This window comes from Paraburkholderia sp., assembly GCF_035948235.1.
Classification (GTDB): Bacteria; Pseudomonadota; Gammaproteobacteria; order Burkholderiales; family Burkholderiaceae; genus Paraburkholderia.
The window spans coordinates 1-16,213 of the sequence record NZ_DASZJJ010000096.1 but is presented as its reverse complement, the minus strand read 5'-3'; the positions used below and the strand labels follow the sequence as shown (position 1 = coordinate 16,213).

The following is a 16,213-nucleotide window of genomic DNA, read 5'->3' as shown; positions in this document are numbered from 1 at the left end:
CCCGTTGCCACCACCGTCACGCGCAGTGCGTCGCCCATCGCGTCGTCGTACACGGCACCGAAGATCACCGTGGCGTCTTCCGCCGCGTAGCTCTTGATGGTGTTCATCACTTCGCGCGTTTCGGACAAGCGCAGCGAGCGGCTCGACGTGATGTTGACGAGCACGCCGCGCGCGCCCGACAGATCGACGCCTTCGAGCAGCGGGCTTGCGACCGCCTGTTCCGCGGCCAGACGTGCGCGATCGACGCCGGCCACCGTGGCCGTGCCCATCATCGCCTTGCCTTGCTCGCCCATCACCGTCTTCACGTCTTCGAAGTCGACGTTGACCAAACCATCGACGTTGATGATTTCGGCAATGCCCGCGACCGCGTTGTTCAGAACGTCGTCGGCGCACTGGAAGCACTTGTCCATCTCGGCGTCATCGCCCATCACGTCGAACAGCTTGTCGTTCAGGACGACGATCAGCGAGTCGACGTGATCCTCCAGTTGCTGCGAGCCGGCTTCCGCCACGCGCATGCGCTTGCCGCCTTCGAATTCGAACGGCTTGCTCACCACGCCAACGGTGAGAATGCCCATTTCCTTGGCGATCTGCGCGACCACGGGTGCTGCACCCGTACCCGTGCCGCCGCCCATGCCGGCGGTGATGAACACCATGTGCGCGCCGCGCAGCGAATCGGCGATGCGCTCGCGGGCTTCTTCAGCCGCTGCGCGGCCCATTTCGGGCTTCGCACCAGCGCCCAGACCCGTGTTGCCAAGCTGGATCACGGCCGGTGCGCGCGAACGCGAGAGCGCCTGGGCGTCCGTGTTCATCACGATGAAGTCGACACCCTGCACGCCGCGATTGATCATGTGCTGCACGGCATTGCCGCCAGCGCCACCTACGCCCACCACCTTGATGATGGTGCCGTTGGTTTCCGTTTCCAGCATCTGGAATTCCATGTTGCCTCCGTCAAGAAAAAGATTTCCGCACCTCGGCCGTTATTCAGGAAAGAGTCGGGCAACCCTTCCCTGCGCGCCGGCCGCCGTCACCGGCGCTTATTCGGTCCCTGCGTTTTCCCTTCGCGCAAACTGCCGCGTCAGAAGTTGCCGAGGAACCAGTCCTTCATGCGTGTAAAGACCTGGCCCATCGACCCCGACTGCACTGCAACCTTGCGGCCGCGCATACGCTGCGCGCGGCCCTCCACGAGCAGACCCATCGCCGTCGAATAGCGCGGATTGCGCACGACGTCGGCGAGACCGCCCGCGTATTCCGGCACGCCAATGCGCACCGGCTTGAGGAAGATGTCTTCGCCGAGCTCCACCATGCCCGGCATCATCGCAGCGCCGCCTGTCAGCACGACGCCCGAACTGAGCAATTCCTCATAGCCCGACTCGCGCACCACCTGCTGCACGAGCGAGAACAACTCTTCCACGCGCGGCTCGATCACCGCGGCGAGCGCCTGGCGCGACAGCGTGCGCGGACCGCGCTCGCCAAGCCCCGGCACTTCGATCATTTCGTCCGGATCGGCCAGCGCCTGCTTGGCGATGCCGTAGCTCACCTTGATGTCTTCCGCGTCGGGCGTGGGCGTGCGCAGCGCCATGGCGATGTCGCTCGTGACCTGATCGCCCGCGATCGGAATCACCGCTGTGTGACGGATCGCGCCTTCGCTGAAGATCGCGATATCGGTCGTGCCGCCGCCCACATCCACCAGCACCACGCCGAGTTCCTTCTCGTCGTCGGTGAGCACCGCCAGCGACGAGGCCAGCGGCTGCAAAATCAGATCGTTCACTTCGAGGCCGCAGCGGCGCACGCACTTGACGATGTTCTGCGCCGCGCTCACCGCGCCGGTGACGATGTGCACCTTCACTTCGAGGCGGATGCCGCTCATACCGATCGGCTCGCGCACATCCTCCTGACCGTCGATGATGAATTCCTGCGTGAGGATATGCAGCACCTGTTGATCGGTCGGGATGTTGATCGCCTTCGCGGTTTCGATCACGCGCGCGACGTCCGTCTGCGTGACTTCCTTCTCCTTGATGGCGACCATGCCACTCGAGTTGAAGCTGCGAATATGGCTGCCCGCGATGCCGGTGAACACATTAGTGATCTTGCAGTCGGCCATGAGTTCCGCTTCTTCGAGCGCACGCTGGATAGACTGCACCGTGGCCTCGATGTTCACCACCACGCCCTTCTTGAGACCTTTCGATTCGGCCTGGCCGAGGCCGATCACCTCGTAGTGGCCATCGCTCTTCATTTCGGCGACGACGGCCACCACCTTCGACGTCCCGATGTCGAGGCTGACCAGCAGATCCTTATAGTCTTTACTCATATCGTGCTCGTTGCGTGTGATGTGCTGTTACTTCTTGCCCGGGCCGGGCGTATCGCTAATGAAGCGCATGCCCGCCGCCCGAATCGCAAAACCGTTCGGATAGCGCAAATCCGCATATTCGATGTCTTTCCCCCAACGTTGCGTGAGCGCCGACCACGCGGCGATGAGGCGATGCGAGCGTTCCGCGAGCGTATCCGCGTTGCGCTCACGGCCAAGTTCCACCTGCATGCCGTTCGAGAGCTTCACCGTCCACGCGTAACGCGGCGTGAGCGTCACTTCGTCCGGTTCGAGACCTAGCGGCGCAAACCACTTCACGAAGTCGCGATAACGTGCGACGACTTCGGGCGCGGTGCCGTCCGGGCCGTCGAACGCCGGCAGGTCTTCGTCAAGCTCCCCCTGATTGGCCGTGAACAACTCGCCGTCCGTACTCACGAGCTGATCGCTGCCCCACGTGCCCAGCGGCTTGTACTCTTCGAGCGATACCGCCAGCGCATTCGGCCAGACGCGGCGCACGCTTGCGTGGCGCACCCACGGCATCTGCTCGAACGCGGCGCGCGCGGTGTCGAGATCGACGGTGAAGAAGTTGCCCTTGAGACGGCCGACCACACTCGCGCGCACCGTGGGCGCGTTGATGTGCTCGGTGTCGCCCTCGATGCGGATCTCGCGCAGCGTGAAGTTCGGCCGCTGCACCAGCCAGTAGCAGCCGGCCACCAGGAGCGCGAGCACGAGCAGCGCGTGCAACGCGTTGGCGGCGAGGTTGAGCTGGCGAACGTTATTCCACATGTCGGGTTGGTCGTGTCAGTCTTTACGGCAAGTCGTGCAGCGGTTCAGGTTTGTGCGGTTCAAATGCGCGGTTCAGTCTTTGAGCGTCAGCGCCAGCACGCGCACCGCCAGGTCGCGATACTCGATGCCCACCGCACGCGCGGCCTTCGGCGGCAGCGAGTGATCGGTCATGCCAGGCGCCGTGTTCACTTCGAGGAAGTACGGGTTACCCGCGCCGTCCATCATGAAATCGGCACGGCCCCAGTCGGTGCAGCCGAGCACGTCGAACGCGCGGCGCGCGAGCTTCTTCAGTTCTGCTTCTTTCTCCGGCGCGACGCCGCACGGAATCAGGTACTGCGTCGTGTCGAGGATGTACTTCGCGTCGTAGTCGTAGAACTCGCCCGCCGGCACGATCTTGATGATCGGCAGATCGAGGTCGCCCGCCACGCACGCCGTGTATTCGCCGCCGCCTTCGATGCTCTTTTCCGCCAGCACGATCTTGTCGTGCTTCGCGGCTTCGATGAGCGCCGGGACCAGTTCGGCTTCGGTCTTGACCTTGATGACGGCCACGCTCGAACCTTCGCTCGCGGGCTTCACGAAGATCGGCAGGCCAAGCTTCGCGACGATGCCAGGCGCCGCTGCGGCGTAATCGTCGCCGCGCAGGACGGCCACGAACGGCGGCGTCGGAATGCCCAGTTGCTGCCACACCAGCTTGCTGCGGAACTTGTCCAGACCGAGCGCCGAGCCGAGCACGCCCGTACCCGTGTAACGGATGCCGTAGAAGTCGAGCGCGCCCTGAATCTGGCCGTTTTCGCCATAGCCGCCATGCAGCGCATTGAACGCGCGCACGAAGCCCTCGTCCTTGAGCGCTGACAGCGGCCGCTCGGACGGATCGAACGCATGCGCGTCGATGCCCGCGCTTTGCAGCGCCTGAAGAACCAGCGAGCCGGACTTGAGCGACACTGCACGCTCGGCGGACACGCCGCCCAGCAGGACCGCCACCTTGCCAAACTGCTTCGGATCGAATTTCGGATCGATGCTGCTCATGTCACTCACGCCTTCTGTTCCTGTTGCGCGATCCGGCCCGGCACACCGCCGATCGAACCCGCGCCCATCGTAATCACCACGTCGCCGTCGCGCACCACTGCGGCCAGCGCGTCCGGCATCTCATCCACCGTTTCGATAAACACCGGCTCGACCTTGCCCGCCACGCGGATCGCGCGCGCCAACGCCCGGCCGTCCGCCGCGACGATCGGCGCTTCGCCAGCCGAGTACACATCGGTCAGCACCAGCGCATCGGTGGTCGACAGCACGCGCACGAAATCCTCGAAGCAGTCGCGCGTACGCGTGTAGCGGTGCGGCTGGAACGCCAGCACGAGGCGACGGTCCGGAAACGCGCCGCGCGCGGCCGCGATGGTCGCCGCCATTTCCACCGGATGGTGGCCATAGTCGTCGATCAACGTGTAAGTACCGCCACCGTTGACGGGAATTTCGCCGTAACGCTGGAAACGTCGGCCCACGCCGTTGAATTCCGCCAGCGCGCGCTGGATGTCTTCATCCTTCACTTCGAGCTCGGTCGCAATCGCAATCGCCGCCAGCGCGTTCTGCACGTTGTGATCGCCCGGCAGGTTCAGCACGATATCGAGCGCCGGTGCATCTTCGCGCATCACCGTGAAATACATTTTTCCGTCGCGTGCGACTGCGTTGACGGCGCGCACCTGCGCGTCGGGCGCGAAGCCGTAACGGATGATCGGCTTCGACACGAACGGCAGGATTTCCTTCACGTTCGGATCGTCGACGCACAGCACTGCGATGCCGTAGAACGGCAGACGGTGCGTGAATTCGATGAACGCCTGCTTCAGGCGCGCGAAGTCGTGCCCGTAGGTGTCCATGTGATCGGCGTCGATGTTCGTGATGACTTCGATCACCGGGAACAGATTGAGGAACGAGGCGTCCGATTCGTCGGCTTCCGCGACGATGAAGTCGCCCGTGCCCAGACGTGCGTTCGCGCCGGCGCTAATCAGACGCCCGCCGATCACGAAAGTCGGATCGAGCCCGCCCGCCGCCAGCACGCTCGCCACCAGCGACGTGGTCGTGGTCTTGCCGTGCGTGCCCGCGATGGCGATGCCTTGTTTGAGGCGCATCAGCTCCGCGAGCATCACGGCGCGCGGCACGATGGGAATGCGGCGATGGCGCGCGGCCAGCACTTCGGGGTTGTCGCTGCGCACGGCGGTCGAAACGACCACGGCGTTCGCGCCTTCGATGTTCTCTTCGGCATGGCCAATCGCGATGCGCGCGCCGAGCGCGGCGAGGCGGTCGGTGACCGCGTTCTTCGCGAGGTCCGAGCCGCTTACGTGGTAACCGAGATTGACGAGCACTTCGGCGATGCCGCTCATGCCCGCGCCGCCGATGCCGACGAAATGGATGTGTTTGACGATGTGTTTCATTGCTTTCCTCCCGCTACTACGCCCGCCGCGGCCGCGCAGATGCGCGCGACCTGTTCGGCGGCGTCGGGTTTTGCGAGCGCGCGGGCGCGCTCTGCCATTTCTGCCAGCGATTGCCGGGTTTGCTGCTTAAGCCAGTCCGCGAGCGCGTCTGCCGACAACTCGCGTTGCTGCACCACGCGCGCCGCGCCCTCTTGCGCGAGGAACGCCGCGTTGGTGGTCTGGTGATCGTCCACCGCGTAGGGGAACGGCACGAACAGCGCCGCCACGCCCACCGCGGCGATTTCCGCCACCGTCATCGCGCCCGAGCGGCAGATCACCAGATCCGCGTTCTCATAAGCGCTTGCCATATCGTCGATGAAGGGCACGAGTTGCGCCGCTTCACCGGGTTCGATTCCCGCGTCCAGATAGTTCTGACGCAAGGCGTCGATGTGCTTCGCGCCCGCCTGATGCACCACCAGCGGACGCTCCGCCGGCGTGAGCTTCGACAGCGCGCGCGGCACGACTTCATTGAGCGCCGCAGCGCCCAGGCTGCCGCCCACCACCAGCACGCGCAACGGGCCGCTGCGCTGCGCGTAGCGGTCCTTCGGCTGCACCACGTGTTCGAGTTCGGCGCGGATCGGGTTGCCGGTCCACTCGCCCTGCGGCAGCGCGCCCGGGAACGCCACGAGCACGCGCTTCGCAAGCTTCGCGAGCACCTTGTTCGCGAGACCCGCGATCGAATTCTGTTCGTGCAGCACGAGCGGACGGCCCGACAGCGCGCTCATCACGCCCGCCGGGAACGTGATGTAGCCACCCATGCCGAGCACCACATCGGGCTTCACGCGACGCAGCGCCGCGAGACTCTGCGTGCATGCGCGCAGCAGGTTAACGGGCAACATCAGCTTGGTCTTGAGGCCTTTGCCGCGCACGCCGCCAAAACGCACGTATTCCATCGCGATGCCGTGCTTCGGCACCAGCGTCGCTTCCATGCCTGCGGGATTGCCGAGCCACACCACGCGCCAGCCCCACTCCTGCATGCGATGCGCAACGGCGAGCCCAGGGAACACGTGCCCCCCGGTCCCGCCGGCCATCACCATGAGGGTGCGCGTCTGCGGTGCGCTCATACCTTGCCCCCGCGCATCAATACCCGGTTCTCGTAATCGACTCTCAACAGCAAGGCCACCGCAATACAGTTCAACAAAATGCCCGAGCCGCCGTAACTCACGAGCGGCAGCGTCAGGCCCTTGGTCGGCAACAGGCCGAGATTCACGCCCATGTTGATGAAGGCCTGCGCGCCGAACCACACGCCCAGACCCTTGGCGACCAGACCCGCGAAGGTGCGGTCAAGCGCGAGCGCCTGACGGCCGATCTCGAACGAGCGGCGCACGATCCAGTAGAACAGCAGGATCACGATCATCACGCCGACGAAACCGAGTTCCTCGCCGATCACGGCCAGGATGAAGTCGGTGTGCGCTTCGGGCAGGTAATTGAGCTTTTCGACGCTGCCGCCCAGGCCCACGCCAAACCATTCGCCACGCCCAAACGCGATCAGCGAGTGCGTGAGCTGATACGCCTTGCCCTGCGCGTAGCGGTCGTCCCACGGATCGAGGTAAGCGAAGATCCGCTCGCGACGCCACGGCGAGAGCCACACGAGCATCGTGAAAGTGCCCACCGCCGTCAGCACGAGGCCGCCGAACAGCTTGCCGTTCACGCCGCCGAGAAACAGCACGCCCATCGCGATCGCGGCGATCACCATGAACGCGCCCATGTCGGGTTCGAGCAGCAGCAGCGCGCCCACCACGCCGACGGCAAACGCCATCGGCAGGAAGCCCTTGCCGAAGCTGTGCATGAATTCCTGTTTGCGCACCGTGTAATTCGCCGCGTAGATCGTCACGGCGAGCTTCATGATTTCCGACGGCTGCATATTGGTGATGCCAAGCGGAATCCAGCGCCGTGCGCCGTTCACGCCCTTGCCGATGTGCGGAATCAACACGACCACGAGCATCGCCAGCGCAATCAGAAAAATCTTCGGCGCGTAACGCTCCCATACGGACACGGGGATGCGGAACGCCACCACCGCCGCGACCGTGGCGACCACCAGCGAAACGATATGGCGCGCGAGAAACGCCCAGTCGCGGTACGAGGCGTACTTCGGCGAATCGGGCATCGCGATCGACGCCGAATAGACCATCACCACGCCCAGTCCCAGCAGCGCAATGACCGCCCATAGCAGCGAGTAGTCGTAATCGAGCATGCGCGAACGTGCCGGGCGCACGCCGTTGACCGCACTCGAAATGCCGCCCGTGCGTGCATTGGACGAACCCAGCGAGCCGTTGTGATCGGCAGACCCACCGCTCGCTTCACGCGACAAACGCGCGCCGAATCGTTCGGACCAGCTCATATCGTCGTCCCCCGTTCTGCGGCGATGGCTTCCACCGTGTCGCGGAATACAGCAGCGCGATGGGCGTAGCCCTTGAACATGTCGAAGCTCGCGCACGCGGGCGAGAGCAGCACGACGTCGCCGGGTTCGGCGAGCGTCGCGGCCGCGCGCGTGGCGTCTTCGAGCGTGGCGTGATCGGTCAGCGCGATGCCGGTGCTTTCGAGCGCGGCGCGAATCTTCGGTGCGTCGCGGCCGATCAGCATGACCGCGCGGCACCAGCGCGCCACGGGCGCGGCCAGCGGATCGAAGTCCTGGCCCTTGCCGTCGCCGCCTGCGATCAGCACCGCGCGCTGCGCGAGACCGTCGAGCGCCGCCACCGTCGCGCCTACATTCGTGCCCTTGCTGTCGTCCACGTAGTCGATACCTTCGACTGACGCGATCAGTTCGACGCGATGCGGCTCGCCGCGATACTCGCGCAGACCGTGCAGCAGCGCTGCCGGAGAAAGATCGATCGCGCGCGCCAGCGCAAAGGCCGCGAGCGCGTTGGCCGCGTTATGCAGGCCGCGAATACGCAACGCATCCACAGGCATCAAACGCTTCATGCCGAGATTCACGGGCGCGGCGTCCAGTTGCTTGCGGCGGCGCGCCGAAACCGGTTCGTCGACGGCGTCGCGGTCGTGCGCCTGCACGAGCCACTGCATGCCGTTATCGCGCGACAGGCCGTAGTCGCCGTCACGCTGCGGCTCGTTCACGCCGAACGTCACAACGCGAGCCTCGCCGCTATCCTTCACGCGTGCGAGCGACATCACGCGCGCGTCATCGCGATTGAGCACGCGCACGGTCTGCGCGCCGAAGATGCGGCCCTTCGCGGCGGCGTAAGCATCCAGGCCGCCGTGCCAGTCGAGGTGATCCTGCGTGATGTTGAGGACGGTCGCCGCGTCGGGCGCGAACGTATGCGCCGTTTCAAGCTGGAAGCTCGACAGTTCGAGCACCCAGACATCGGGCAGCGCGGTGTTGTCGATCGCTTCGGCGAGCTTGTCGAGCATGGCCGGGCTGATGTTGCCCGCGACCGCCACGGTCTTGCCCGCGCGCTCGCAGAGCATGCCGGTGAGGCTCGTGGTGGTGGTCTTGCCGTTCGTGCCGGTGATCGCGAGCACCTTCGGCGCGTAGCCGCTTTCGCCCAGATGACGCAGCGCCTGGGCGAACAGTTCGAGTTCGCCCCAGACTTCGATGCCCTGTTCGCGCGCGGCGGCAATCAGCGGCACGAGGTCGGCCGCCAGCGGCGACAGACCCGGGCTAAGAGCGACGATCTCGACACCTTCGAGCAGCGCCGTAGAAAACGCACCGCCGACGAAGATCGCGGGATCGATGCCGTGCGTGGCGAGTTCGGCCAGACCGGGCGGCGTCTCGCGCGTGTCGGCAATGCGCAGGCGGCAACCCTGCCGCGCGCACCAACGCGCCATCGCGAGACCCGATTCGCCGAGTCCCAGCACGAGCACCATCGGCTTTTGCCGATCCCGAAACTTCTCGCCAAACATCGCTTGCTTTCCTAAGTAGGCAAAAATGGATTAACGCAGCTTGAGCGTCGACAGGCCGATCAGGCACAGCATCAGCGTGATGACCCAGAAACGCACCACCACCTGCGTTTCCTTCCAGCCCGACAGTTCGAAATGGTGATGCAGCGGCGCCATCTTGAAGATGCGGCGCCCTTCGCCATAACGCTTTTTCGTGTACTTGAACCAGGTGACCTGCAGCATCACGGAAAGCGTCTCCGCGACGAAGATGCCGCCCATGATGAAGAGCACGATTTCCTGGCGCACGATCACGGCGATGGTGCCAAGCGCCCCGCCGAGCGCAAGCGCTCCCACGTCGCCCATGAACACCTGCGCCGGATACGTGTTGAACCAGAGGAACGCGAGGCCCGCGCCGCCCATCGCCGAGCAGAAGATCAGCAGTTCGCCCGCGCCCGGAATGTGCGGGAACAGCAGGTATTTCGAGTAGACCGAGCTGCCCATCACGTAGGCGAACACGCCCAGCGACGCGCCCACCAGCACGACCGGCATGATGACGAGGCCGTCGAGACCATCGGTGAGGTTCACGGCGTTGCTCGCGCCGACGATCACGAAATACGTGAGCGCGATGAAACCCCACACGCCGAGCGGATAGGTCATCGACTTGAGGAACGGCAACAACAGGTCCGCACGCGCGGGCAGGCCCATCGACAGCCCGCTGCGCACCCATGCCATGAACAGGTCGAACACGCGCACGTTATTCGCCTCGGACACGCTGAAGGCGAGATACACCGCCGCGAACAGGCCGATCACCGACTGCCAGAAGTACTTTTCGCGCGACGACATGCCGCGCGGATCCTTGTAGACCACCTTGCGATAGTCGTCGACCCAGCCGATCGCGCCAAAGCCGAAGGTGACCAGCATCACGATCCAGATAAAGCGGTTCGAGAGGTCGCCCCACAGCAGCGTCGCCACGGCGATGCCCAGCAGGATCAGCACGCCGCCCATGGTGGGCGTGCCGGACTTCACGAGGTGAGTCTGCGGGCCGTCCGTGCGCACGGCCTGGCCGACCTTCATTTCGGTGAGCTTGCGAATGACCCAGGGCCCGAGAAAAAGCCCGATCGCCATCGCGGTGATGGTGGCCATCACCGCACGAAACGTCAGATAACTGAACACGCGCAAGAAGCTTGCGTCATTCTGCAGCCATTGCGCCAGCGCCAGTAGCATGCCTTGTATTCCTTAGAAAATCAGTGCGCGCCGGACGCTGCGTCCGGTGCGGTGGGTTGCGGGTTCGTCAAAGCCGTTACGACGCGCTCCATCTGCATGAAGCGCGAGCCTTTCACGAGAATCGTGGCGCCTGCGCCGTAACCGGCGCCAGCGAGTGTGCGCACCAGCTCGGTCACATCGGCGGCGTGCAGCGCACCTGCGCCGAAAGCCGTCGAGATGTCGCGCGCAGCGGCGCCGAGCGTGTAAAGCGCGTCGATGCCGCGCTCCTTCGCATAGGCGCCCACCTCGCGGTGAAACGCCGGGCCGTTGTCGCCGACTTCGCCCATGTCGCCGAGCACCAGCACGCGCGGCGCGCAGTGCGAAGCGAGTACGTCGATGGCCGCGCGCACGGAATCGGGGTTCGCGTTGTAGGTGTCATCGATCACCTTTGCGCCCGCAAGTTCCGCAAGCGCCGCACGTTTGACCTGCAAACGGCCCTTCACCGGCTCGAACGCTTCCAGCCCGCGACGGATCGCATCGAGCGACACGCCCGACGCAAGCGCCGCTGCCGTGGCCGCGAGCGCGTTGTGCGCGTTGTGTGCGCCAAGCACTTTCAGCTCGACTTCGAGATGGCCTTCGGGCGTCGCGACCGAAAGACGCGAGCCGCTGAGCTTGCCGGTCACCGCTGCATCGACTGCGCGTTCATCGCTGTGCAGCGCGAAGTCGAGAATCTGCGAGCCGGTCGCCGCCACGCGCCAGATGCCGGCGTAGGCGTCGTCGGCGGGAAACACGGCCGTGCCTTCGGGCTTGAGCGCGTGAATCACGCTCGCGTGTTCGAGCGCGACGGCTTCGACCGTCGCCATGAATTCCTGGTGCTCGCGCTGGGCGTTGTTCACCACGGCCACGGTCGGCTCGGCGAACTTCGCGAGCAGGTCGGTTTCGCCGGGATGATTCATGCCGAGTTCGACCACAGCAAGCTGATGCGCCGCGCTCAGACGCAGCAGCGTGAGCGGCACGCCGATGTCGTTGTTCAGATTGCCCGCGGTCGCCAGACGCGCGTCCTCGCCCACCGCAGCGGCGAAGATCGACGCGATCATTTCCTTGACCGTGGTCTTGCCGTTGCTGCCCGTCACGGCGACGAGCGGCATCGTGAAGCGACGCCGCCAGCCAAGCGCGAGCGCGCCCAGCGCCGTGCGCGTGTCGTCCACGCGCAGCGCCGGAATGCGCCAGTCGCCGGGGCTGCGCGAGACGAGCGCCGCACTCACATGACGCCCCGCCACTTCGGGCAGGAAATCGTGCGCGTCGAAACGGTCGCCCTTGAGCGCGACGAAAAGGTCGCCGGGGCCGGTCGTGCGGCTGTCGGTCGAGATGCGTTCGAAGGTGGCGTTCTCGTCGCCGAGAACGCTGGCGCCGGGAATCAGCGCCGCAGCTTCGCGCAGGGAAAGCATTGTCATTCACCGCCTCCGCGCCCATGCCGATCGGAAGTCGGACGGGCAGCGAGGGCAAGGCGTGCGTGATCCTGATCGGAGAACGCGCGCTTCTTGCCCATGATTTCCTGAGTTGCCTCGTGCCCCTTGCCGGCCAGCACGACGACGTCTTCCTTGACCGCGCCGCGCACCGCCTGCAGGATCGCGCTGGCGCGGTCCTCGATACGGCGCGCCTTCGCGGGTTCGCGCATGCCGCCGACGATCTGGTCGATGATCGTGGCCGGCGCTTCGCTGCGCGGGTTGTCGCTCGTCACGACGGTTTGATCGGCCAGACGCTCGGCGATTGCGCCCATCAGCGGACGCTTGGTGGCGTCGCGGTCGCCGCCGCAGCCAAACATGCAGACGAGCTTGCCGCCGCGCGCCGCCGCGATCGGGCGCAGCGCTTCGAGCGTCTTTTCGAGCGCGTCGGGCGTGTGTGCGTAATCGATCACGACGAGCGGCTCGTCGTGATCGGCGCGGCCGCCCAGGCGCTCCATGCGGCCGTTGACCGGCTGCAGCTTCGCGATTTCATTGAGTGCGGCGAGAAGCGGCACGTTCGCCGCCAGCAGCGCGCCCAGCACACCCAGCAGATTGCTGACGTTGAAAAGGCCGAGCGTCTGCACTTCGATATTGGCTTCGCCCCAATCCGACGTTTCCAGATGGAATGCGGTGCCCGTGGCGGTAGCGCGCACGTCTTTCGCGCGCAGCCAGGCGTCAGCGACCGGCGCGTCGGCGGCGGGGGTATTCACGCCGTAGGCGATGGTGCGCGCCGCGCCGCGCGTGGCGGCGATCAAACGGCGGCCAGCAGCATCGTCGGCGTTGATGACGGCGGCGCGCAGGCCCGGCCACGCAAACAGACGCGCCTTCGCTGCCTCGTAGGCTTCGAAGGTGCGGTGATAGTCGAGGTGGTCCTGCGAGAGATTCGTGAAGACCGCGATATCGAACGACGTGCCGTTCACGCGGCCCTGATGCAGCGCGTGCGACGACACTTCCATTGCCACGGCCTGCGCGCCCTGCTGACGCAATTGCGCGAGCGAGCGCTGCAGTTGCGGCGCGTCGGGCGTCGTAAAGCCGGTATGCACGAGCTGGCCGACAAAGCCACTGCCCAGCGTGCCGACGATCGCGCACTTCTGGCCGATAGCCGAAAGCGCCGATGCGACCCACTGGCTGCACGAGGTCTTGCCATTGGTGCCGGTCACGCCGACCACGAGCATGGCGTCGCTCGGATCGTTGTACCAGCCGCTGGCGATTTCGCCCGCCAGCACGTCGAGTTGCGGGACCGCCAGGGCGTTCTGCGCCTGCGCAGCATCGAACTGGCCCGTATAGCCTTCCGGCTGATACAGCACAGCGGCCGCGCCGCGCGCGAGCGCGTTTTCGATATGCGAGCGGTTATCCGCGCCTTCGACGGCGTAGGCGAGAAACACGTCGCCCGGCTGGAGCGAACGGGTATCGGCGTGCAGATTGGCTGTGCTCGCGATGCGCGCGCGCAGCCACGCGAGGGCGTCCGCGATCTGCCGGTGCGCGGGATGCTGGGTGCGCGTGGCGCTCATCGGACGACTCCGGGTCGGGTTTTAACGTTGTCGGCAACCGTCATGTGATGCGCGCCGGACGGGCCTTTGACGGCGCCCGAGTTGGCGACGCGCTTCGCAGGCGTGGCCGCTGCGTTCTGTGCTTTCGGTGCAACCGGCGCGCTCGGTGCATTCGCGACCGCCGTCGACGACGCGCTGTCGTCGGACACGACCAGTTGCTTGACCGGCATGTCAGGCGGCACGTTAAGCGAGCGCAGCGTATCGCCGACGATGCCCGAGAACACCGGCCCCGACACCGCGCCGCCGAAGTGGCTGCCCGCCGTCGGTTCGTCCACCGTCACCGCGACAACGATGCGCGGATTCGGCATCGGCGCCATGCCGACGAACGAGGCGCGATACTTCGAATGATCGTAGCCGTGCGGGCCGTGCTTGTACGCCGTGCCGGACTTGCCGCCCACGCGGTAGCCGGCCACTGCGGCTTCGGGCGAGGTGCCCTGCTTCGACACCACGCTTTCGAGCATCGTGCGCACTTCGCGCGCGGTCGTGGGCGCGAACACCTGGGTGCCGACCGCAGGCTGGTCGTCGCCGGGGTGGCGGAAGATCGACACGGGCAGGATCTGGCCGTCGTGGGCGATGGCCGTGTAGGCGCGCGCGAGCTGGAACAGCGACACCGACAGGCCATAGCCGTAGGACATCGTCGCCTGTTCGATGCGGCGCCAGCTTTTCCACGGACGCAGGCGTCCCGGCGCCGCGCCGGGGAACCCGATTTTCGGCGCCTGCCCGAGACCGATGCTGGTGTACATGTTCCACATCTCTTCGGGGCGCAGCGTCATCGCGATCTTGGTCGCGCCGATGTTGCTCGACTTCTGGATCACGCCGCCCACGGTGAGCACGCCAAAACCGGCGTCGTCGGTAATGGTCGCGCCGTCGAGGGTGAAGTGGCCCGCGCCCGTATCCACCAGTGTAGTCGGCGAGACGCGGTGCAGATCGAGGGCCAGCGACACCGTGAACGGCTTCATGATCGAGCCCGGCTCGAACACGTCGGTGAGAATGCGGTTGCGCAGCTGCTCGCCCGTAAGGTGCGTGCGATCGTTCGGGTTGTAGGTCGGATAATTGACGAGCGCGAGCACTTCGCCCGTGCGCACGTCCACCACCATCGCAGCGCCCGCCTTGGCCTTGAACTTTTCGACCGCAGCCTTCAGGTTCGAATACGCGATGTATTGAATCTTGCTGTCGATAGATAGTTCGACATCCTTGCCATCGTGCGGCACGACCGTCTCATCCACGTCTTCGACGATGTGGCCCATGCGGTCCTTGATGACGTGGCGAATGCCCGCCACGCCCGCAAGAATCTTCTGGTCCGACAGTTCGACGCCTTCCTGGCCTTCGTCTTCCACATTGGTGAAGCCGATCAAGTGGGCCGTGACGTCGCCTTCCGGATAGAAACGTTTGTATTCGTTGCGCTGATAGATGCCGGGAATGTCGAGCGCCGTAATCTGTTGCGCGACGTCGAGCGGCACCTGACGCTTCACGTACACGAAGGTTTTATCTTCGGAGAGCTTCGCGCGCAGGTCCTTGCTCGACATGTCGAGCAACTTGCCGAGCTGGTTGAGCTTGTCGGCGCCCAGGTCGTCGGGCACGGCTTCGGGGATCGCCCAGATTGCGCGCACGGGCAGACTCGTCGCCAGCACAAGGCCGTTACGGTCGAGAATCTTGCCGCGCGTGGCGGGCAGCTCAATCGTGCGCTGATAGCGGCTTTCGCCCTGCTTCTGATAGAAAGCGTTGCCCGGTCCCTGGATCCAGAACGCGCGCGCGGCGAGCGCGACGAACGCCATGAACAGCATGAAGACGACGAGCTTCGAGCGCCACATCGGCAGGCGCACGGAGAGAATCGGATTGGCGCTGAAGGCGACGCTCTTGCGGCTATTGCCCTTTTTCATCGCGTAACTCCACGACGGGCGTTCGCGCCAGCAGGCGCCGAGGCGACGCTGGGTGCGGACGTGGGCACCGGCGCGTCCACGGCGGTGGCGGCGCCCGGTGCGAGCGTCAGGTATTGCGTGCGTCCGGTCGTCACGGCCTGCATTTTGAGCGAATCGGTAGCGAGCTGTTCAACGCGCGACGTCCGTGACAGCGCGCTCTGCTGATATTGAAGCTGCGCGTAGTCCTGCTGGAGCTGACGCTCCTGCGACTGCGCGCGTTGCAACTGGATGAAAATCTGCCGCTGCTGATTGGTGGCGTTGACGACCGACAACGCGCAGCCCATGACGACGATCAGCAGGAAGATGTTCAGGCGATTCATGGCGTGATGCGCTCCGCAATGCGCATCACAGCCGAACGGGCGCGCGGGTTCGCCGCGACTTCTTCGTCGCTTGCGAACACGCGGCCGAGCAGCTTCAGGGGCGGGCTGGGCAGATCCACGGCGCGGATCGGCAAACGGCGATCGATCGCCGGCGTCGTCGCGTTAGCCTGCATGAACCGCTTCACGATCCGGTCTTCCAGCGAATGAAAGCTGATGACCACGAGCCGCCCTCCCTGTTCCAGCAACGACAAAGCTGCCTCTAGAACGACCTGCAGCTCCGCAAGCTCTTGATTGACGTGAATCCGTATAGCCTGAAAGGTGCGGGT

Annotated in this window: 14 protein-coding genes; all 14 read right to left on the bottom strand. The window is 65.4% G+C overall.

The annotated features are described in order from the left end of the window. The coding region (gene ftsZ, locus VG320_RS07990) for a cell division protein FtsZ (RefSeq protein WP_327199584.1) at nucleotides 1-938 on the bottom strand (938 nt) is incomplete at its 3' end. Between the two features lie 137 nt (nucleotides 939-1,075). Next, entirely contained in the window at nucleotides 1,076-2,308 is a 1,233-nt protein-coding gene (gene ftsA, locus VG320_RS07985) for a cell division protein FtsA (RefSeq protein WP_027817993.1), read from the bottom strand. Nucleotides 2,309-2,335: 27 nt separating this feature from the next. Continuing rightward, entirely contained in the window at nucleotides 2,336-3,091 is a 756-nt protein-coding gene (locus VG320_RS07980) for a cell division protein FtsQ/DivIB (RefSeq protein WP_327199583.1), read from the bottom strand. 72 nt (nucleotides 3,092-3,163) lie between these two features. Then, complete coding sequence (locus tag VG320_RS07975; RefSeq protein ID WP_327199582.1) at nucleotides 3,164-4,117, bottom strand: D-alanine--D-alanine ligase; 954 nt, start codon at nucleotides 4,115-4,117, stop codon at nucleotides 3,164-3,166. A gap of 5 nt (nucleotides 4,118-4,122) precedes the next feature. Next, on the bottom strand, nucleotides 4,123-5,517 hold the full coding sequence (gene murC, locus VG320_RS07970; protein WP_327199581.1) for a UDP-N-acetylmuramate--L-alanine ligase: 1,395 nt from the start codon (nucleotides 5,515-5,517) through the stop codon (nucleotides 4,123-4,125). Beyond that, on the bottom strand, nucleotides 5,514-6,620 hold the full coding sequence (murG, locus tag VG320_RS07965; RefSeq protein WP_327199580.1) for an undecaprenyldiphospho-muramoylpentapeptide beta-N-acetylglucosaminyltransferase: 1,107 nt from the start codon (nucleotides 6,618-6,620) through the stop codon (nucleotides 5,514-5,516). The genes murC and murG overlap by 4 nt, the downstream gene beginning before the upstream one ends. Further along, nucleotides 6,617-7,897, bottom strand: a complete 1,281-nt coding sequence (gene ftsW / locus VG320_RS07960) for a putative lipid II flippase FtsW (protein WP_327199579.1) — start codon at nucleotides 7,895-7,897, stop codon at nucleotides 6,617-6,619. The genes murG and ftsW overlap by 4 nt, the downstream gene beginning before the upstream one ends. Further along, nucleotides 7,894-9,414 carry a UDP-N-acetylmuramoyl-L-alanine--D-glutamate ligase gene (gene murD / locus VG320_RS07955; protein ID WP_327199578.1) on the bottom strand — a complete coding sequence of 507 codons (1,521 nt, stop codon included), beginning with the start codon at nucleotides 9,412-9,414 and terminating at the stop codon, nucleotides 7,894-7,896. The genes ftsW and murD overlap by 4 nt, the downstream gene beginning before the upstream one ends. 30 nt (nucleotides 9,415-9,444) lie before the next feature. Further along, the gene (gene mraY, locus VG320_RS07950) at nucleotides 9,445-10,614 is read right to left on the bottom strand and encodes a phospho-N-acetylmuramoyl-pentapeptide-transferase (protein ID WP_103707214.1); all 1,170 of its coding nucleotides are present in this window, start codon (nucleotides 10,612-10,614) and stop codon (nucleotides 9,445-9,447) included. 20 nt (nucleotides 10,615-10,634) lie between these two features. Continuing rightward, complete coding sequence (locus tag VG320_RS07945) at nucleotides 10,635-12,047, bottom strand: UDP-N-acetylmuramoyl-tripeptide--D-alanyl-D-alanine ligase (protein WP_327199577.1); 1,413 nt, start codon at nucleotides 12,045-12,047, stop codon at nucleotides 10,635-10,637. Next, the gene (locus VG320_RS07940; RefSeq protein ID WP_327199576.1) at nucleotides 12,044-13,609 is read right to left on the bottom strand and encodes a UDP-N-acetylmuramoyl-L-alanyl-D-glutamate--2,6-diaminopimelate ligase; all 1,566 of its coding nucleotides are present in this window, start codon (nucleotides 13,607-13,609) and stop codon (nucleotides 12,044-12,046) included. Before VG320_RS07940 ends, VG320_RS07945 begins: the two co-directional genes overlap by 4 nt. After that, a complete protein-coding gene (locus VG320_RS07935; RefSeq protein ID WP_327199575.1) occupies nucleotides 13,606-15,528 on the bottom strand; it encodes a penicillin-binding protein 2 in 1,923 nt (640 codons plus the stop codon). Before VG320_RS07935 ends, VG320_RS07940 begins: the two co-directional genes overlap by 4 nt. Further along, nucleotides 15,525-15,887, bottom strand: coding sequence for a cell division protein FtsL (gene ftsL / locus VG320_RS07930; RefSeq protein ID WP_327199574.1), 363 nt, complete (start codon nucleotides 15,885-15,887; stop codon nucleotides 15,525-15,527). Before ftsL ends, VG320_RS07935 begins: the two co-directional genes overlap by 4 nt. After that, a partial coding sequence (gene mraW, locus VG320_RS07925) for a 16S rRNA (cytosine(1402)-N(4))-methyltransferase (RefSeq protein ID WP_327199573.1) occupies nucleotides 15,884-16,213 on the bottom strand: 330 nt, incomplete at its 5' end. The genes ftsL and mraW, both read right to left, overlap by 4 nt.